The sequence below is a fragment of the Alteromonas sp. ISO5 genome, assembly GCF_058105165.1.
This window is the reverse complement of the sequence record NZ_CM176572.1, coordinates 4,826,596-4,846,668: the sequence shown is the minus strand read 5'-3', so window position 1 is coordinate 4,846,668 and position 20,073 is coordinate 4,826,596. Positions and strand designations below refer to the sequence as shown.

Here is a 20,073-nt window from a genome sequence, read left to right as displayed (position 1 = left end):
ATTTTTCAAAAAAAACAAAGGAGCTAAAACGCTCCTTTATTTATCCATTTATCCAAAGTCCGTAATCAAGCGAACAAATCACCACTAACTGGTAGGGTAGAGGGGGGATAATCCGTGTTCGGATGTAGCTTGCTGGTGTGGCAGGTTCTTCAGCTTATCAAGCAATGTGGAAGGATCCCACTGACCAGGCTGAGGGGCATAGCCGGCTGCCATCATAGCGTCAACCTCTGGCTTTATCTGTTGCTCTATTTGCCAGCGTTTAGCCGCAGAGAACTGACTAAGCCACTGGTTAAGCGCTGGTTGGATTTTACGGATGTCACCCTGACGAACAACTTGCTGCAACTGGCTGGCCGATGCGGTGGGCTCGAATGCCTCGGCTTGCGCGGGTGAATGGTTGCGCGGGCCACGTTTTTTAAGCTGAACATAGGTAAACAGCCAGCCAATCAGTGTTAGGAGCCAAAGCGCCAGCATGATCGTGTGCAGGTTATCCCATTCGTTTTGTGCTGCTTCAGCCGTGGCAGGCTGAGTTGACGCCTGCTCAGATTCCTCGGCTATTTGTTGTGGCTGTTCCGGTTGCATTGGGGGCGGTGTAGCAACAGGCGAGGATTGCCCGGCAGCAGCGATCACGTTCACCGTGCGACTGGGCAGTTTTGCGTATTCGGTTTTACCGGTAGATACATTAAACCAGGGCACTCTGACTTCCGGAATAATATAGCTGCCTGCTTTGGTCGGGATCATGGCAACCGATTCGGTACGTTGCACTATTAAACGGTTGTCCTTTTCAGCCGATGCGCTATTGGCCTGGTCCGGATACAGTTTAAAGTCCGGCGGATAAATTTGCTCAATCTCCGGCAGTTGTTCTTCTACAACGCCTACTGCGGTGAGCGTCAGCGTGCGGGTGACAGGTTCACCCACCGTAAAGGTATCGTTTTGCCATTCTTCATCCAGTTGCACAAAGTCGCTGGGTAACCATTGGTAATCTACTTCAGCGGGGATCGGTTTGACCTCTACCTGCACATCCGGTCCTACCCGGTTGATGGTTTGTGTGCGGTTAAAAAAACCAAAGCGCTGATTGGTGCTAGGGGCAATTACCTCGCCGGAAAATACCGGGCCGCGAATGGTAAAGGTGCCGGATTGCTGGGGTAAAACGGCAAAGTTACGCTCCACTACCTGGTAGCGACGACCATTCACCAGCTCAGTGTATTGCTTGTCATCACCGAGCTGTTGAATTTGCGCATTTTCGAGTTCCGGGGCCTGCAAGCTGCCGCGTTCAATCTGCGAAGACAGATAAAGCTTTACGGTATAACGCAACTGCTGCTGCAAATACACCGAATTATTGTTCACTTCGGTACTAACGTAATAATCCCGTGCAGGCGCATCGTCGCCTTGCTGGACCGGAATAACCCTTACCTCCACCGGGGTACTTTTTTGTCCTTCAATGGTAAATGCGGGGATGGTAAACGTCCCGACCTTGCGCGGAAACAAGGTGGTGCTCCAGGTGGTTGTGCGCCGGGTATCGAAGTTGATAATTGATGTTTGTGAGCTTACCGAAGTGCGCCCCACAACAAAGTCACTGAGCAATACCGAGCTGTCGAAAGCTTCTCTTTCGGCATCGCCTTCGGCGGTAACGGTTAAGGTGATGGCCTCATCGAGCATCACCGGGTTTTTATCCACGTTCGCAGTGACGCTGGTTACTTCAGCGTGGGCTGTAAAAGTCAGTAACAGTAACCATATAAACCAATGGCGTTGTTTAAGCATTACCAATCACTCCGGTTTGAATCTGGTGGGCGGCGATACTGCCGCTTCTGGGCTTCCAGTTGCATTTTGCGTTTAAGTAAGAAAGCAGGATCATCAGGGACCCGACGCAACAAATTGTTCAGCCGCTGCTGCGTTTCCTTATCCCGCTCGCTCTGTTGCTGTTGACTTTGTTGGGCCTGAGCCTGTTGTTCGTTTTGCTCACCTTGCTGCTGTTGTTGTTCCTCGGACTGTGCTTCCTGATCGTCTTGTTGCTCGCTTTCCTGTTGCTCCTGCTCAGACTGTTGATCAGCATTTTGCTGCTCTTGTTGAGAGTTTTGCTGTGAGTCCTGCTGATTCTGACCATTTTGCTGTTCAGGGTTTTGCTGATCCTGTCCGGATTCACCGTCCTGTTGATCAGACTGCTGCTGATCTTGCTGTGACTGATCCTGTTGATTCTGGTCCTGTTGGTTTTGCTGATTCTGCTGCTGTTGATCCTGTTGTTCCTTAAGCTTTTCGAGCAACGCTTTATTGTCTTTGGCATCAGGGAAAGTCGGGCGTTTTTCCAGCGCTTTATCGTAAGCGGCTATTGCAGCATCTAATTCACCAGCCCTGGCCAGCGCATTCCCCTGATTGTAATAACCGTCGGCTGTATCAAGCTGAGCATAAGTCTCGGCAGCCCCGGCATAGTCTCCCTCACGGTACTGGGCTGCGCCTTTCCAGGCCGGGTCTTTAAAATGACTGCTTGCCGTGTCATATTGTGACGCGTTGTAAGCTTCGAGACCCTGTTGATCGGCATTTAAGAAGGGTTTCTGCCACCACGGCAGGCCAGACAGATCACTTTGGGGTGCTTCTACCTGCGGTTTTTCCTGCTCCTGAGCGCTGGCCGGCGGCGCAGGTAGTGTCAGCGTTACTGAAACTAAAAAGGCAAATAGTAAACCACGCTTAAACGCAAACGCGGCAATGGGCAATAACAATAGCAATAAGTAAGGGCCTGCCTCGCGCCATTCATCACCTTGGTTATTATTGTCATTATCCTCCGTTTCGCGATTTTCGAAACGGCCCGTTGCCGATAGCTGGCGAATATCGGCGTCATTCGCGGTAAGCTCGGCAAAAGTGCCGCCACCTTGCCGGCTAAGCTGCTGGAGCGCCCCGGCATTCAGTTTTGGAATTACAATCGAGCCATTATTGCGCTTTAACAGTTCACCGTTGAGCTGTTTTATGGGCGCACCTTGTTCGGTACCCACACCCAGAATATTCACCTTAAACGGGGTTTCAGAAAGAAAGTCGCTTAGTTCTTTCATTTGTGAAACTTCCACACCATCGGTAATCCAGTACAGTATGCCATTTTGGAAGCCTGCATTGGTTAGCAGGGTTTCAGCCAGACGTAATCCCTGTACCGGATCACTGCCGGCAACCGGCATAATTTCAGGGCTTAAACCGGGTAATAGCGCATTTAAAGTATTAGCATCCTCGGTGAGCGGGCTGATCACAAAGGCATCGCCGGCGTAAGCCACCAGACCCATGTCGCCTTCGTCAATTAAATTGACCAGATCGATGGCTTTGTATTTTGCGCGGGACAGTCGGTCGGGCGCTATATCGGTGGCACGCATGGAAAGCGACATATCCAGCACCAGCACATGACCGGTTTTCACCTGATATACCGGCTGCGGGATGCGCTCCCAGGTAGGCCCGGCCAGGGCAATCACGCCTATTAGCCAGGTAAGTGCCAGAAACGGCACAAACAGGGAAGTGACAGATTGTTGTTTACCGGTAATTAAGTGCTGGTACAGGTGACTGGCAATCACGCCCTGCCAACCCGTTGCCTTGGCGCGCCAGCGTTTAACAAACCACACAGCCAGCAGCAGGGGAATGAGTGCATAAAACCATTCAGGGCGTAAAAAATGAAAATCAGCAGGCAGTAACATCATTCGGCTGACATCCTCATTGCAAAAAGACGGCGCCAGAGCAGATTAATCAGCAGGCCAAGAACCGGCAATATACTTACTATAAGTGCCAGCGCCAGCGGGTAATAATAGAGTGCTGTAAGTGGACGCATCTTGCGTTCATCACCGGCGATAGGTTGCAGTTGATCGAGCATGGCATAGATTTGTTCCAACTCGGCGGCATCCCGGGCGCGGAAGTACTGGCCACCGGTTGCTTTGGCGATATCGGTTAGCATAGTCTCATCCAACTCCTGTGAGGGATTGACCTGGCGACTGCCGAAAAAGCTATTTACCGTCATGACATCTGCACCCACACCAATGGTATACACAGTCACTCCGGCATCAACGGCTAGCTCTTTGGCTTGTTCCGGCGAGATATTGCCTGCGGTGTTTTGACCGTCGGTGAGTAATATCAGTACCCGGTTAGAGTCGGTTTTGAGTTCAAAACGTTTTACCCCTAAGCCAATAGCATCGCCGATGGCGGTTTGTTCGCCAACCAGGCCAATAACCGACTCGTCGAGCAGGGTCGCAACGGTTTCCCGATCGTAAGTCAGTGGTGCCTGCAAATAAGCTGTATCTGCAAACAGTATCAACCCGAGGCGGTCACCCACCCGGCGTTCGATAAAGTCATGTAACACTGATTTGATCATGGTTAGCCGGTTTACCTGACGGCCATTAACCAGCATGTCTTCAATTTTCATACTGCCGGAAAGGTCAACCGCGAGCATCATTTCCCGGCCTTCACTGGGAATACTCACCGGTTCTCCAAGCCATTGCGGGCGAGCTGCCGCCAGTACCAGGCATATCCAGATAACGGCTGCTAACAGGTGTAGCCACAGGTTCGAGCCTTTCGACGATTGTGTTTCTGGTAAGTTGTTCAGCAGCGTTGGCACGCGCAATGCCACTTCGGCACTCTGGGTTCTGCGGCTGAGTAACCGGAGTATCCACGGCAAGGGTAAAATACAGAGCATCCACCACCAGGCAAACTCAAACATGGTTTACCTCCGCCGTGGTAAGGGATTCAGGCGCCCGTTTTAATCTGGCATGTTGCAGCCAGAGGCTGACAGCCTGGTGCATTTCATTTAATTGTTCACCCTCTGGCGCAGTGGGCTGATAAGAACTTTGACACAGGCCTTTGAGCCCTGCTTTTGCTCTGGACTGATGCTTGTCGGCCAGACAGCTCAACAGCAAATGTAGCCAGGCGTTACCATACGCTGCGGCACAATAACCAGCATCAAAGTAATGCAGCGTAACCCGTTTGAGCAATTGATTGGCTTTAGCCGGGTAGTGGGCATCTACACTTAAAGTTTTGTGCAACGCGATGGCCTCACGGCGGGCACGGTTAAATCTGATGTGACGGATTACCCTATAAACCAGGCCACACAGCAGTACTACCACAAGCAGTGCTGCTACCCACCATCCCCAGGCGAGTGGCCACCAGTCTGCGCCTTGTGGTGTATGAATATCTTTTAACTGAGCTAACGGGTCCACTGAGACAACCTCCGTAAGCGTTCAAACTGTTCAGTAAGCGGCAGGCCGGCATCAATAAAACTCAATGCGGTTTTACATTGCTTGAGGTGCGATTCAACCGCCTGCCAGCGAGCCTGCTGACTGGATGAATAATGACGGGCCAGTGTGCTATCGCCTAACAGCCAGGTTTGTTGCTGAGCACCGTTGGTGACATTCACTGGTTGTAACCGGTGCGTTACCGGTAGTTCGCGCTCCAGCGGATCGGTAATGGCCAGCGCACTGACTTCACAATGACGGCTAATCTGCATTAAATGCTGTAAAGCGCGTTCTTCTAATTGCAGGAAGTCACTGATGACATAAACCAGGCTACCCGGTTTAGCCAGACGACGCAGGCGGGCCAGAGCGCTTTCCATATTAGTGTCGGGCTGAGCCGATTGTTGACTTCGGGCATCATTCTGACACCGCATGAGTTCGTGACAGATAGCAAGCACTGCACGTTTACGACTCAGCGGTTTACATTCGGTATGCATATGATCGGAATAAACCAGCGCGCCCACTTTGTCGCCACGTTGGGCAGCGGCCCAGCTAATTAGCGCCGTTAAATGCGCGGCCTGAACCGACTTCAGCAATAACTGAGTACCAAACTGCATAGAAGAAGACATGTCGCACAAAATGAAAACCGGACGCTCGCGTTCTTCTCGATAAACTTTGGTATGGGTTTTACCGGTGCGCGCTGTAACCCGCCAGTCAATAGCGCGAATGTCGTCGCCGGGCTGGTAATGCCTGGCTTCGTCGAACTCCATCCCTCTGCCTTTATGTTTGGTCAGGTAACTGCCCGCCAGGCGCGCCTGGGGCGTGCGCCGCGGAGTTAAGTCCAACAGATTGGCAAACTGTCGGTATTGCAGTAGCTCTTTGACACCTAAGTGAATGCCATCCGACTGCAATCGTGCTAAATAGGATTGCGCAGTCATGATTTAAGGCACGGCCACCAGATTGAGAATTTTATCCAGTACCTGATTCGTGTTGACCCCTTCAGCTTCTGCCTGGTAAGACAAAATGATGCGATGGCGCAGCGCATTGTGAAATACCGCCTGGATATCATCCGGCCCAACAAAGTCACGACCGGCCAGCCAGGCATGCGCCCGGGCACAACGATCCAGAGCGATAGTTGCACGGGGGCTGGCACCAAACTCAATCCATTCGGCTAGCTCCGGCGCGTAGTTTTCCGGGCGACGGGTGGCCATAATCAGCTGCACCAGATAGGTTTCAAGGGCGGGGGCCATGTGCAATCCCAGTGCAGCTTTGCGGGCCGCAAAGATATCAGCCTGGCTGAGGCTGGGTGGAACTGCCTGCGGCGCACTCAATTCCTCGTTACGGGTGAGCTGCAAGATTTGCAGTTCAGTATCGGCATCCGGGTAATCAATCTCCAGATGCATTAAAAAACGGTCTAGCTGCGCTTCAGGTAACGGATAAGTACCTTCCTGCTCAAGCGGGTTTTGGGTGGCCATGACCAAAAACAGCTCTGGCAGCTTATAGGTTTTGTTACCTACCGTAATCTGATGTTCTGCCATGGCTTCAAGCAGTGCTGACTGCACTTTGGCAGGCGCCCGGTTAATTTCATCCGCTAACACCAGGTTATGGAACAGCGGACCTTGCTGAAAAACAAATTCACCGGTCTCCGGGCGATAGATATCAGTACCAGTGAGATCGGCAGGCAGTAAGTCGGGGGTAAACTGCACGCGGTGAAAGTCACCATCAATGCCTTTTGCCAACGCATTGATGGCGCGGGTTTTCGCCAGCCCCGGAGGCCCTTCAACCAGTAAGTGACCATCAGCAAGTAATGCAATTAACATGTTGAGCGTAAGTTGAGACTGACCAATTATCTGTGAGTCGAGGTATGCGTGTAACTGTCTGAACTGCTCAGCTGCCATAGGAAAATCTTACCTTTTTTATGTTATTGAAAATGCAAAATAATGGGTAAAAATTGCGCGATATCCGTTGGCCGGTACCGGCACTGAACCGATATGACTTTTAAAGGTCTTAAAGGTTCCCGCAAAATGGGTAGAAAGCCATATTTGCGTGTCCAATTGTTGTTATATCAACAATCTGTAATAGGGTCGCTTTATTTTGTTTCAAGAGATGTCCATCCTCAAGTGAATAAATGTTGCAAAATATTCCGCTGCACATTTGCTATTTGTTTAATAGTTTGTAAAAATCTGGCAACTAACTACAGGTCAGACCACTTAATGGTCGCAAATACAGGTTGAATTGCATGGCTAAACAACAATCAGTCACAACGCGCAACGGCGACAGGATCGCAATTGTTGCCGGCCTAAGAACGCCGTTTGCAAAAATGGCTAGCTATTTTCACGGCGTGCCCGCCGTTGATTTGGGCAAGATGGTGGTAAACGAACTACTGGTTCGCAATGCTGTGGATCCTAAGCTGGTTGAACAACTGGTGTATGGTCAGGTTGTACAAATGCCCGAAGCGCCTAACATTGCCCGTGAAATCGTCCTGGGCACTGGAATGAACGTGCACACCGATGCCTACAGTGTTTCCCGAGCCTGTGCGACCAGCTTTCAATCCACTGTTAATATTGCCGAGTCGATGATGGCGGGCAATATTGAAGTGGGTGTGGCTGGTGGGGCCGACTCAACCTCAGTATCGCCTATAGGTGTATCGAAAAAGCTGGCCAGAGCGCTGGTTGATTTGCAGAAAACCAAAACGCTGGGGCAAAAATGGGCCGTGCTTAAAAAACTGGGCTTAAAAGATCTGCTGCCGGTACCACCCGCTGTAGCTGAATATTCAACGGGTTTGTCTATGGGGCAGACGGCAGAACAAATGGCTAAAAGCCATGGCATTACTCGTCAGGCTCAGGATGAGTTGGCGCACCGTTCGCACAGCCTGGCTGCTGAAAGCTGGCATGCGGGTAAGTTAGCCAATGAAGTAATGACTGCCTATGCGGAGCCTTATAAAGGCGCGCTGGAGCAGGATAATAACATTCGTTTTGACTCGAAAATCGAAGGTTATGCAAAGCTGCGCCCGGTCTTCGATAAGAAGTATGGCTCAGTTACGGCAGCGAATGCCACGCCGCTTACGGACGGGGCATCTGCTGTACTCATGATGACAGAAAGTAAAGCGAAAGCGCTGGGCTATACCCCACTGGGTTACATTAAGAGTTATGCGTTTGCAGCTATAGATGTGTGGGAAGACATGTTAATGGGGCCTTCTTATGCAACGCCAATGGCGCTGGATAAAGCGGGTATGACGCTTAACGATTTAACCTTAATCGAAATGCACGAAGCCTTTGCGGCTCAGACGCTGGCCAACATAAAAATGTTCGCTAGTGACAAATTTGCCCAGGAAAAACTGGGCCGCAGTAAAGCGACCGGCGAAATTGATATGGACAAGTTTAATGTCATGGGGAGCTCTATTGCGTATGGTCACCCGTTTGCGGCCACCGGCACCCGAATGATCACCCAAATGCTTAACGAACTGAACCGCCGTGGCGGTGGAACCGGCCTGGTAACCGCTTGTGCGGCAGGTGGATTGGGTGCAGCGATGATTGTGGAGACAGCATAATGACAGAACAAACTCAAAGCGCATTTACGCTGACTAAGCAGGATAACGGTATCGCCATTTTAACTATGGATGTACCAGGTGAGTCGATGAACACTCTGAAGGCAGCCTTTGGCGATGAAATGACCGTCCTGCTGGATGACATTGAAAATGACAGCAGCATTAAAGGGGTCGTGTTGGTAAGCGGCAAGGATAGCTCCTTCGTTGCCGGTGCCGATATCACCATGTTGGATGCCTGTACCACCACAGACGAAGCGATGGCGCTGGCCAAAGGCGGACAGGATATCTTTAACCGTATTGAAAAGATGCGCCAGACCTTTGTAGCAGCTATTCACGGACCAGCCCTGGGCGGAGGTCTGGAGCTTGCCATGGCATGTCATTACCGTATTTGCACAGAAAGCCCCGCCACCCAACTGGGTTTGCCAGAAGTGCAACTCGGCCTGTTGCCTGGCAGCGGTGGCACGCAACGCTTACCGAAACTGGCTGGCATTCAGCAAGCCATTAAAATGATGCTGACGGGCGCTTCAGTACGGGCGAAGCAAGCCAAAAAATACGGCATTGTGGATGACGTGGTACCACGCTCTGTGCTCGTGGATGTAGCCTCTCAATTTGCCGCCAAGTCGAAACCTTCTCGCAAGGCCGAACCTAAAGGGCTGGTAAATAAATTTCTTGAGGGCACTGCGCCAGGTCGCAATATTGTATTTAAAAAGGCAGCAGAGCAAACCCAGGCCAAGACCCGTGGCAATTACCCGGCACCACAACAAATACTCGATGTGGTAGCAACCGGCATAAACAAAGGTATGCAGGCTGGCCTGGAAGCAGAGGCTAAGGCGTTTGGCCAATTAGTGATGACGCCTGAATCAAAACAGCTACGACAAATTTTCTTTGCTACCACAGCGATGAAAAAGGAGTCCGGTGTTGCTGATGTCCCGCCAGAGAAAGTGAATAAGGTGGGTGTGCTTGGCGGCGGCTTAATGGGCGGCGGTATAGCATATGTAACTGCCACTAAAGCAGGCGTTCCGGTGCGTATTAAAGATATTCAGTCGGCCGGTATCGCCAATGCTATGAAGTACAGCTATGACCTGCTGAATAAAAAGGTCAAACGCCGTTTTATGCGTAAGTCTGAGATGCAAAAACAGATGGCCTTATTAACCGGTACGCTGGATTATTCAGGCTTGCAGGACGCGGATATTATCGTTGAAGCAGTGTTTGAGGATGTAAGCCTTAAGCGCAAAATGGTGGCGGATGTGGAGGAGGCTTGTAAAGCCGAAACCATTTTTGCCTCTAATACGTCATCTATTCCAATTGGTGAAATAGCCGCTGAAGCGGCACGCCCGGAAAACGTGATTGGTCTGCATTACTTCTCGCCGGTGGATAAAATGCCTTTGGCCGAAGTAATTGCCCACGACAAAACCTCTGATCAGACTATTTCTACCACCGTAGAGTTTGCCAAGAAACAAGGTAAAACACCGGTAGTAGTGAAGGATGGGGCAGGGTTTTATGTCAACCGAATCCTGGCGCCTTACATGAATGAAGCTGCCAGTCTGATTCTGGCTGGCGAGCCTATCTATCACATTGATAAAGCGCTGCTTAACTTTGGTTTTCCGGTAGGGCCGGTGAAGCTGCTCGACGAGGTAGGTATAGACGTAGGCACCAAAATTATTCCTATCCTTATAGATGCCTTTGGTGAGCGTTTTACCGCGCCATCAGCGTTCGATAAGGTGTTGGCAGACGATCGTAAGGGTAAGAAGAATAAAAAAGGCTTTTACGACTATAGCGGCAAAAAACCAGGCAAAGCGGTGGATGAAAGTATTTACCCGCTGCTCGGTGTTTCACCGTCTAAAAGCCGCAGTGAATCAGAGATTTCAGAGCGTTGCGTGCTGATGATGCTCAATGAAGCCGCACGTTGTCTGGATGAAGGGGTCATCCGTAGTGCCAGGGACGGTGATATCGGTGCTATCTTCGGAATTGGTTTCCCGCCATTCCTCGGCGGACCTTTCCGTTACATGGACCAGTTAGGCGTTGCAAAAGTGGTAGAACGTCTGAATTATTATGCTGACAAGGTAGACACCAAGTTTAAACCTGCTGCAGTACTGGAAACAATGAAAGCCGAAAACACTACCTTTTATTAATCCACTGTAATAAAAATGTTAAAAAATCCGGCCTAGGCCGGATTTTTTCATTATAAGCCAAATAAATGATGGTTTTGTTACCAGAAAAAGGTATTATGCGGCCGCTGAAAATGCTGAGCGTTTTTCCAGCAAGTCAAAAAACCTTATAGATTAAAAGGGTGTCAATATGTTGACAGTGATTTTAGTTTGTCTGGCCAGTAGCTGTTACTTTTTTGTCGAAGCGACAAAAGCCGGATTATCGGCAAAGCAGTGGGCGTTAGTAGGGTTATTGATGGGCCCGTTGGTGTGGCCGATGTTTTCAATAAGCCGCCATGTGCGGATGAGAAAGGACTGCGGCTTTAATAACACCTATTTACGGGCGTAGCAGCAGGCATAAAAAAAAGGAGCCTGAGCTCCTTTTTGAGAATTTGTGTAGAAGTTTAAACGCGAACACTACCGGTTTTTGGTCTGTAAGACTGCGTTTCAGTTGCGACTTCTTTTTTCTGTACTGGAGCTTTCTTGGCGCCTTCTTGCTTATCGGCTGCTACAGGTGCGGTTGTAGAAAGTACTAGGGCTACTGCATATGCTTTCAACATCTTTCTTTCCTCGTTATATTCTTATATACAAAACAAACAAAACTGATTGACAATCCTCATTGTCATTCTTAGTAATGCGAACCCTATGCCAACTTTTAATATCCTTTAAAAACAAAGGTTTGTGGAATTATTTGGCGCGGCGTCAACTTTCCGTTATCGGTAATTATTGCCGTTCTATGCATTTATTTGCCGCTTATCAGAATACTTAAGGTAAAAGAGTCAAAAAATTGCCTTTATGTGATGAAATGGCACTATTTGGCACATGTTTAAATAAAAGTGACAAAGATATTTATAATTGTAACCCTGTTAATAACATAAGGGGTTTTAACAAAGAGCTGCTGCAGATAGCAGTTTACAGAGAAGATTTCAGACATTTAGTCGTTAAATGTGGTGAAGCACTTACGCGTGAGCAGTAATTTCTGTCAGGCCTAATTTAGGACGCGTGGCTTACAGGATAGATTAATGGCAATGGAAATTGAGTACCTGTGGCAATAGCTACCACAGGGTTAGGTTGGAGAGACCTTATTGATGATTTTATGCAGTAAGCTGTTTTCGCGAAGTAGCTTCTCGAAGCGTTCTGCATTGAGTGGCTTACTGTAAAGGTAGCCCTGCAGCATTTCGCAGTCATAGCGGCGCAGAATGTTCAATTGCTCTTCATATTCCACCCCTTCTGCAACTACTTTCAGGCCCAGATTGTGGGCAATATTAATAATTGCAGCAGCCATATGGCGATCAACGTTACTGTTGGCGATATCATCAATAAAAGCTTTATCAATTTTTAAGGTATTGAGCGGGAATTTTTTCAGGTAAGCCAAGGAAGAGTAGCCGGTACCAAAGTCATCCAGTGCCAGGTGGATACCACGATCACGCAGCCGCTGCATCATTCTGAGGCCTTCTTCCGGATTTTCCATCAAGGTACCTTCGGTGATCTCACATTCCAGGTGGAGGGGAGACAGGCCGACCTGACGAAGCACGTTTTCAATGCGGTCATCAAGATCTGGCAATTCAAACTGCTTGGCGGAAATATTTACCGCTACACGACCACTGAATAAGCCTTCGCTGACCCAACGTTTAGTATCTTCGCAGGCTTTGCGTAAAACCTGTTCGCCAATTTCGATAATCTGCCCGGTTTGCTCCGCTAGAGGAATAAACTGTCCTGGGCTTACGATGCCCTTATTTGGATGTTCAAAGCGCACTAGCGCTTCCATGCTTACCAGTTTACCCGTGGTGATATCTACTTTCGGTTGATAGTAAACGGTAAACAAATTGTCTTTTATGCCCTGACGAATCAGGTTTTCTATCTGTAACTGCCTGACGGCGTTCTGGTTCATCTCACCACTGAAGAACTGGTAACTGTTACCGCCGTTATTCTTGGCAAAATACATGGCCGTATCGGCGTTTTTCAGCAGCTCCTGAGGTGATGAGCCATCTTCAGGGAACAAGGCAATACCAATACTGGCACCCAGCACAAACTCTTGTTTATTGATGATGAAAGGTCGTGAAAGCGTGTTTAAAATACTTTGAGCAAAATGGGTGATGGTATGTATCTCCGAGAAGTCTTCCATCAGAATACTAAACTCGTCACCGCCCAGTCGATAGCAAGTAGAATTGCTGTCGGCCATGCGTTGGATACGTTTGGCAATTTGCTTAATCAATATATCGCCGGTTTGGTGTCCCAGCGAGTCGTTAATTTTTTTGAAGTTATCCATATCCAGGCAGAGCAGGGCATGGGGAGTCGCTCGGCGTACCAGGTTGTTGTGACTGGCCTGGAAGAACGAACGGTTAGGTAACTCGGTGAGCGGATCGGAGTTCGCCAGCTTCAAGAGTTCTTTTTCTGTACTCTTACGGGAGGTGATGTCTGAAAATACGCCTACAAAGTGCGAGATACGGCCGTCGTCGTCATGCACTGCATCGATATTCAGTTCGATTTCATAGCGCTCACCATTTACCCGGCTACTTTCCACCTCGCCACTCCAGTTGCCTCTTGATCTCAGCGTTTTCTTGATCTCTTCGGTAAAGGCCTCCGGGTACTGATGGAAATAAAGGTAGGTCGCTAACGCCTGATCCCGGGTTTCACCGGTATAGGTACAATAGGCATTATTCACCGAAATAAAGCGGAACTTAGTATCGGTAATGAACACGCCTTCCGAAATGTTTTCAATTGAGCGCTTAAACAGGTTGAGCTGCTCTTCAGCATCTTTCAGATGCTGAATATCTTTCAATGTGCCCGTCATCCGAATGGGCTCATTGTTGTGGTCTCGTTGTACAACTTTGCCGCGATCCAGGATCCATCGCCAGGTATTGGTGAAGGTTTTGGCACGATACGCTATTTCGTAGAAGTCAGTTTTACCTTCCAGGTGCTCCTTCAGGGCATCCTGAACGCGCTTAAGGTCGTGGGGGTGGATATTTGCGTCATAAGCGCTGCTAGTGCGGATATCGTCCTGGGGAAAATCAAGTGTACCCCAGGTATTTGACCGGTAAACCTGACCACGGTAAACATCCCAGTCCCATAATTCATCACCACTGCTCCACAGTGTGAGTTTTAAGCGCTCTTCCGACTCTGATACGGCAATGCGTTGACGGCGACGTACATGATACTGACGTACAACGTAAAGAGTAATAATGGCTGCAAAGAAGCCATAAAATATTAAAGCCGCAGGGTGAAGCCATGGCGGCGGTAAAATTGTCAGGTTCAGCTTTCGCGAAGGTGACCAGGCTTTACCGTCTTCCTGAGCTTGCACCTCAAATGTATAGTCACCAAAAGACAAGTTGTTATACGGGGCTTGCCTCTCTTTTCCAGCTTCTGTCCAGTTCTTATCTAAACCAGTTAACCGGTAACGGTATTTTACCGTAGATGGTGATACTGCATTGAGCACCGCAAAACCAATACTAAAGCGGGAGTCACTTATCGATAATGTTAGCGAGTCTTTCAGGTTTATGGGTTTATCAAGAACAGCGCCTTTTTGTCCAAAAGTCTGTTCCTTACCAAACAGTTTAAGGGATACAAGCTGCGGCTTTTGCGATGGGGTGTCTGTAAAATGATCGAACGTCAATAATTCAGGATGAAAGTAGTGAAAGCCGCGGTCACCGCCAAATACTAAAGCATTTTCTTTGGTTTTAGTGACAGCGCCTTCTGAATAATCATTTAATTCAAGTTTAGTACTGGAAAGGGTAAGAACAACTTCTAAATTGGGTAGCAGGATCTGTTTAATCTCATTCGATTCCGTTGCTACCCAAATAGCATCTTTTAGGCCGACTGACGCCAGTATAGGCGCATCGATATTTAATGAATGATGTCGGATTACGCTAAGGGTGTTTTTGTCCAGTTGGTAAACACCTGATGCATGGGAAACTACCCAATAATAGTTTCCCCATAAATAAACGTATTTTAATTTGGGTGATGGATTTGTCCCTTTTGCACTGAAGTCGATAACGTTATTGACACTATTCTTTTTGAAATCAAACACGTTAATTCGGCCATCAACAGCTAACCATAGGTTCCCATCCAGATCCGTGTATATTGGGGATGCAATAGTATCTCTGAGTGAAGCATTATGTGTTTTCACTTTATAAGATTTGGGGGGCGATTTTGAGTCCGAATCTTCCGGTTCTATAGAAACAAGTCCGTCCAGTTCAGTCCATGCCCAAATTTTACCTCCACCATGGTAAACGTCGTCAACAAACTCATTGACTAAAAAAGTGTTTATTCTTTCGAGATTATGTTCTGTGTACTTGTAAAGCTCTATTCCGTTGGAAGTCGCGAGCCAGATCTGATCGTATTCATCTATTGCCAGATTCCACAGCTGTGTAGCCCTACCGGTTAAAAATGATGCCTGACTTTCATCATTAAAGTTAAGGCGATGCAAACCGGCACTTTGTGTTGCAATCCACAAATTACCCTTACTGTCTTCTTTTACTCCCCAAATCCGCGGTGACCCATTTTTTTCATCTGAAAAGATAACCGGATAAAGCCGAAGCAGGTTGGAGCCAGCGGAGTAACGGTAAAGGCCTTCAAGGGTGGCTACCCATATTGAAGATGACGAGTCCTTATAGATGTGAGGAATGAACTGGTTGTCGAGATAAGTGATATTTTTCATCTCGGCACCAATTACTATCAATTTGTCTTTGACCCGGTTATAGACCGCCAGGCCATCCTCTGTGCCAAACCAAATTACTCCCTCTGATACTTCAGTAATTGAGCGGACATTTTCATTGTTCAGATTTGGAAAGTTTGCTTTATTGATTCGCTTTACTATCTCGCCATTATTGTTTAGTACAGCAATGCCCGTATTAGTTGCCAACCAATAAAGGCCATCGATTACCTTAATGTCGTATACTGCATTGGCAGGCAGATTTATCCCCCAGGGGTTTACTGACTTTAATGAAAAAAGCTGGCGACGCTTCTTGTCATAAATGTAAGCGCCTGATTCAAAGGTGCCTATCCAAATACGGGTGGGTTCGTTGCGAATTTCATAGATCTCATCAGGGAAGTCTATGCGTTCGTCAAGAAGTGATAGTGTCCCGGACTTTTGGTCAACAGAATAAATGTTTGAAACATCCGCAACCAGAATGTCTGCTGAAACGTTTTCATCTATTGACCTGATTTCATTATTACGAAGCACTGAATTATTACTGTCGTAAACTTGAAAATCATCAGTTTCAGGCCGGTATTTGGCGAGCCCGCCAAAGGTCCCTATCCACAACTCTTTTTGTTCTGATACAAACATTGTCCTGGCAGGCCCAGAAGGGATCGAATTTGGATTTTTGGGTGTGTGTTTGTACGCTTTAAAATGGTAGCCGTCGTAGCGAAAAACACCTTCCATAGAACCTACCCAGATGTAGCCGTGGGAATCTTCTATTACAGACATGATTGTGCCTTCAGGAAGGCCGTCTTCTCTGGTGTACTCAGCGAATTTGATATCAGTAAGCACCGTAGCAGCAAACACTGCACGGGTAAATAGGAATAGCACTGACATTATCAGTGCAAAAGTCGTTCTTTGGGTTGAGCGCACCATACACCTTTGGCATTGACTGCCTTATCTTTTTTGTACTTCTTATCGTGTCTAGCTTCCCTACTATTCGCTACCCAATATGCCCAATAAACAGCGTCTCTACAAGGTTTTTTTTGATTGCCACCACTGCCTGCGTATTTCTTGGGCAAACAGTGATGACAGCAGGAGAATAGCGGGTGATTATTGCTCAGAGGTAAAATTCAACTTTAGATTTAAAATCTGCGATATTCGGAATAAAGGCGTCATTTGCCACGTTAATGGTTTTAAATTTTCCTGGGGCAAATAATACCAGTTGTCCAAAAGTCTGGTTCAGATTCATGTCTGTGGCATAGCGTTCAATGTCGCTGAAGCGCATGGATTCGATAGCCTGTGCAAGGCGTTGGTTGGTATTTAATTGCGGGTCGCCAGCGCCCAGACTTTGCCAGATATTTTGTGAGCGCATGGACTGGTTAATATCAACATCCTGTAACTGCTTTAACAGGTTGCGCTGGATGTGTGGCCAGTACCCTTCGTAAAACGCTCTTTCGCTGGTTTGCTGCTGTAAAAACGTGGAGATGTGATCGAGTAATACCTGGGGCGTATTATTAGGGCTTTGAATATAAAAAGCGATGCCCGGATGCTGATTATGCGGAACGTAACCGGTACCCACTAGATAGCCGAGTTGCTTCTCTGTGCGCAGGGTTGTAAAGAAGGAGCCTGCCAACATCTGTTCCAGTACCATACACATGGCTACATCCTGGATATCATTGCTGGGCGCCTGTAAATATAAAACAACCGCGGCATCATCGTGCTCGCAAGCCACTTTATGATACAAGGTTTTACCTATCGGTAACTTGGCTACCGGACGGGGCAGAGGCGGCGCTTTGGCTGATCCTGCTTGTGCCAGCACGCTGTCAACAATGCGCTGGGCAGCGCCAGACGACCAGTTGCCGTGAATCAGCCCGTCAACATGATAATAATCAAACGCTCTGTCTCGCAGTCGTTGAATATCATCAAACTGGCAATGCTGCACAGCGTCCAGCATTTCTATCGGCGCGTGTGTGTTCTTTTGGATTAATACACTTAAACGCGAGAATAAGCGGTTAATCGGTTTGTTTAGCAGTGTGTTGTGCAAGCTTTGACACTGCAGCAACTGTACCTGTTTAAAGGTTTGAGGGTCCGGTGTAAACCCTTTGATGGCATCAATAAGATGATTCAGCAATTGTCCCTGCTGGGCACTGAACCCTCTGGTGTGAATACTAAACCCACCCTGATGGCCGTATATACGATAATGCAATCCGGCAATTTCTGCCCGATAAAACCGGCCTTGCAGAAAATCATTGAGGGCTGCCAGCCATAACCGTTTAGCCGCTACCTGATGAATATTTTGGGCCAGCGACGGGATGTCAAAAGAAACAAAAATATCGCCTTTGGGGACATGGAAGATGTGATCCTGACAGAACCAGAAATCAACCCCTTTATTGCTTACTATCTGTTGTGGCAGTGTAAATTTTGCTTCGTTTTTACACAAGCTATAGCTGTCACCGATAAAAGGGTTAGGGGGCGACATAAATATGGCTTGCACCGCTGTGGGCGTCTGCCACGCTGCCAGTTGCTGTTTTGTGTAAGGCACAATAGCATAAGCAGCATCGTAATAGGCGCACCTTTTTTCGGTAGGTACGCCCTGAGCTATTACTTTTACCCGCATATTTGTCGGCGTAAAATAAGCCAGAGCTTCACACAAACTGTGTTGAGTTAAGGTTTCGGATATACAGGCTTTGGCGATGTTGTCCCAGCTAAAATACTGATGTAGTTCAGCCAGTTCACTAATAGCCTGCATGGGCTTATGTGAATCATCATATTGCCTGGCTAATTGATTCAGCTTTGCTTTTTCCTGTAGACGCCAATCCTCTTCAGCTGCTTCTTTCAGTAATTCGATAACGTAGAAGACAGCGTTGATGATGTCGTTTTGGTGCTTGAGCCCGCTTTCGGTAAGTTGCAGGTTAATATTAAAATCTTTGAAATTCTGTCCTTCGATACCGGAGCCGGCAATCAGGTTACTGGCCCAGCCTTTGGCTTTCAGGTAGGCAAACAGACTGCCTGATGCCTCATCTCCCAGCACATGGCTGATAAAATCCAGTGGCTTGCTGCTGATATCGAGCTGTAAGGCCGGCAGAGCAAAGGTTATGATCAGGCGTCTTGCGGCCTGCAACGGCTCAATATTAATTTTAATGCCTAGTTGCCCGGCTCTATACAGTGGCGGTAATTCGAGTTCCGCGGCGTTTCCTGCGGCAAGCAGACCAAATGAGCCCTCAATCCAGGGTGTCAGCTGTTTGGCGCTAAAAGGCGAATAGATACATAAGGTAAGGTTTTTCGCGCAATAGTACTGCTCATGGAAATTGCTGAGCATTTCCTGCAGCGTAGACACCGGGAACTGATTAAATATCAGTTCATTGCCAACCGAAAACTTAGCGAAAGGATGCTCCGGGTTAGCCGTTTCCTTATGGATTTGATAGAGCCGTCGTAAGTCGTCCTTACGCTTGTACTGATACTCAGCATCGATGGACTGAATTTCAGCCGCTATGCGCGCCTGTTTAAAGTGTGGTGCGCCTAACATCGCAGCAAAAGCCGACAGTAAACGTGGCAGCGCCTGGGCATGAGCCTGAAAATGATAATTGGCAAATTCGGTACCGGTCCACGCGTTTACAGACCCGCCAGCCTGTTCTATCAGGTCATTAATCCCATTTGGTTCGGGGGTTAGGTCGTTGCCCATAAACAACATATGTTCCAGCAGATGCGCAAGACCGGGGCAATCAGCAGGGTCAAAGAAGTGGCCAGCCTTACAGCTAACCGACACGCAGCAGGTGTCCACTTCAGGTTTATGAATAACGAGTACCCGGAGTCCATTTTCGAGAACAAGTGATTCAGTACTGTTTAAGTCCTGGGAAATATTCAATGTATATGTATTCGCTTATTCGCTTATTATTATACTTCACGCCCGGCTCACGGACTGAGTTATCCAACCTTAGTCTAAGTCAACGCGATAGTACTAGGCGAGGGGCGCGACCTTTGTTATCGTACACTTGTTATTTCTCATCATATTAGCAATGTTATGTCAGGTCAAAGTAGCAAAGACGACATTTTAGTTTTTATCATGCGCCATGGTGAGGCCGAGGGACTCCTTACCGATGACAAAAGTCGGCGCCTGACTGCCGTGGGTAACGCGGAAGTTGGGGCTTCCAGCCATTGGTTGGCAGACAGCTATTGTCTCGACAGCCAGATTGCAATAGCACTGGTCAGTCCATATACCCGTACCCGTCAGTCCTATCAGCTGGTTGCCAGTACTTTGCATGCCAGTCAGTTTGAGATCTGCGCCGACATTACGCCTGATGGTAATGTAAAACTGGTTCATGATTATATCGACGTACTGGCTCGTCAGAGCATGAAAAACAACGCTGGGCAGCCGCTCTTGCTGGTGAGTCATATGCCATTTGTGTCGTTTTTTCTCGATGAAATCTGCGATGTGCCCAAGATGTCATTGTTTGCTACGGGCTCAGTTGCGGTGGTGCGATATTCATTAAGCCGAAGTAAAGGTGTTTTACTTCAGCATTTTCAGGGATTGTAATTGGCAGAGCCGCACTAAAC

General features: G+C 48.2%; 13 protein-coding genes. 4 read left to right on the top strand and 9 right to left on the bottom strand.

The features are described from left to right. Positions 1-84: 84 nt before the first annotated feature. The 6 genes from AC2T0J_RS21930 to AC2T0J_RS21905 are packed head-to-tail and all read right to left on the bottom strand — an operon-like array spanning position 85 to position 7,081. A complete protein-coding gene (locus tag AC2T0J_RS21930; RefSeq protein WP_489807847.1) occupies positions 85-1,758 on the bottom strand; it encodes a BatD family protein in 1,674 nt (557 codons plus the stop codon). Then, on the bottom strand, positions 1,758-3,665 hold the full coding sequence (locus AC2T0J_RS21925; protein WP_489807846.1) for a VWA domain-containing protein: 1,908 nt from the start codon (positions 3,663-3,665) through the stop codon (positions 1,758-1,760). The genes AC2T0J_RS21930 and AC2T0J_RS21925 overlap by 1 nt, the downstream gene beginning before the upstream one ends. Continuing rightward, positions 3,662-4,675 (bottom strand): vWA domain-containing protein, encoded by a 1,014-nt coding sequence (locus tag AC2T0J_RS21920; RefSeq protein WP_489807845.1) that lies wholly within the window; start codon positions 4,673-4,675, stop codon positions 3,662-3,664. Before AC2T0J_RS21920 ends, AC2T0J_RS21925 begins: the two co-directional genes overlap by 4 nt. After that, entirely contained in the window at positions 4,668-5,171 is a 504-nt protein-coding gene (locus AC2T0J_RS21915) for a DUF4381 domain-containing protein (RefSeq protein ID WP_489807844.1), read from the bottom strand. The genes AC2T0J_RS21920 and AC2T0J_RS21915 overlap by 8 nt, the downstream gene beginning before the upstream one ends. Then, positions 5,159-6,124 carry a DUF58 domain-containing protein gene (locus AC2T0J_RS21910; RefSeq protein ID WP_489810385.1) on the bottom strand — a complete coding sequence of 322 codons (966 nt, stop codon included), beginning with the start codon at positions 6,122-6,124 and terminating at the stop codon, positions 5,159-5,161. The genes AC2T0J_RS21915 and AC2T0J_RS21910 overlap by 13 nt, the downstream gene beginning before the upstream one ends. Further along, the gene (locus AC2T0J_RS21905; protein ID WP_489807843.1) at positions 6,125-7,081 is read right to left on the bottom strand and encodes an AAA family ATPase; all 957 of its coding nucleotides are present in this window, start codon (positions 7,079-7,081) and stop codon (positions 6,125-6,127) included. 341 nt (positions 7,082-7,422) lie between these two features. Between AC2T0J_RS21905 and fadI the strand changes: the two genes are divergently transcribed. The 3 genes from fadI (at position 7,423) to AC2T0J_RS21890 (ending at position 11,226) form a co-directional block, all read left to right on the top strand. Then, entirely contained in the window at positions 7,423-8,733 is a 1,311-nt protein-coding gene (fadI, locus tag AC2T0J_RS21900; protein WP_489807842.1) for an acetyl-CoA C-acyltransferase FadI, read from the top strand. Next, positions 8,733-10,862, top strand: coding sequence for a fatty acid oxidation complex subunit alpha FadJ (gene fadJ, locus AC2T0J_RS21895; RefSeq protein ID WP_489807841.1), 2,130 nt, complete (start codon positions 8,733-8,735; stop codon positions 10,860-10,862). The genes fadI and fadJ overlap by 1 nt, the downstream gene beginning before the upstream one ends. 166 nt (positions 10,863-11,028) lie before the next feature. After that, the gene (locus AC2T0J_RS21890) at positions 11,029-11,226 is read left to right on the top strand and encodes a hypothetical protein (RefSeq protein ID WP_489807840.1); all 198 of its coding nucleotides are present in this window, start codon (positions 11,029-11,031) and stop codon (positions 11,224-11,226) included. A 55-nt stretch (positions 11,227-11,281) separates the two neighbouring features. Here the strand turns inward: AC2T0J_RS21890 and AC2T0J_RS21885 are convergent, their stop codons facing one another. The 3 genes from AC2T0J_RS21885 to AC2T0J_RS21875 all read right to left on the bottom strand — a co-directional run bounded on the left by AC2T0J_RS21885 (position 11,282) and on the right by AC2T0J_RS21875 (position 19,384). After that, positions 11,282-11,437, bottom strand: coding sequence for a hypothetical protein (locus AC2T0J_RS21885; RefSeq protein ID WP_489807839.1), 156 nt, complete (start codon positions 11,435-11,437; stop codon positions 11,282-11,284). A gap of 506 nt (positions 11,438-11,943) precedes the next feature. After that, positions 11,944-16,413 carry an EAL domain-containing protein gene (locus AC2T0J_RS21880; RefSeq protein ID WP_489807838.1) on the bottom strand — a complete coding sequence of 1,490 codons (4,470 nt, stop codon included), beginning with the start codon at positions 16,411-16,413 and terminating at the stop codon, positions 11,944-11,946. A 223-nt stretch (positions 16,414-16,636) separates the two neighbouring features. Further along, a complete protein-coding gene (locus tag AC2T0J_RS21875) occupies positions 16,637-19,384 on the bottom strand; it encodes an insulinase family protein (RefSeq protein WP_489807837.1) in 2,748 nt (915 codons plus the stop codon). A 156-nt stretch (positions 19,385-19,540) separates the two neighbouring features. Between AC2T0J_RS21875 and sixA the strand changes: the two genes are divergently transcribed. After that, positions 19,541-20,053, top strand: a complete 513-nt coding sequence (gene sixA / locus AC2T0J_RS21870) for a phosphohistidine phosphatase SixA (RefSeq protein ID WP_489807836.1) — start codon at positions 19,541-19,543, stop codon at positions 20,051-20,053. Positions 20,054-20,073: the final 20 nt, after the last annotated feature.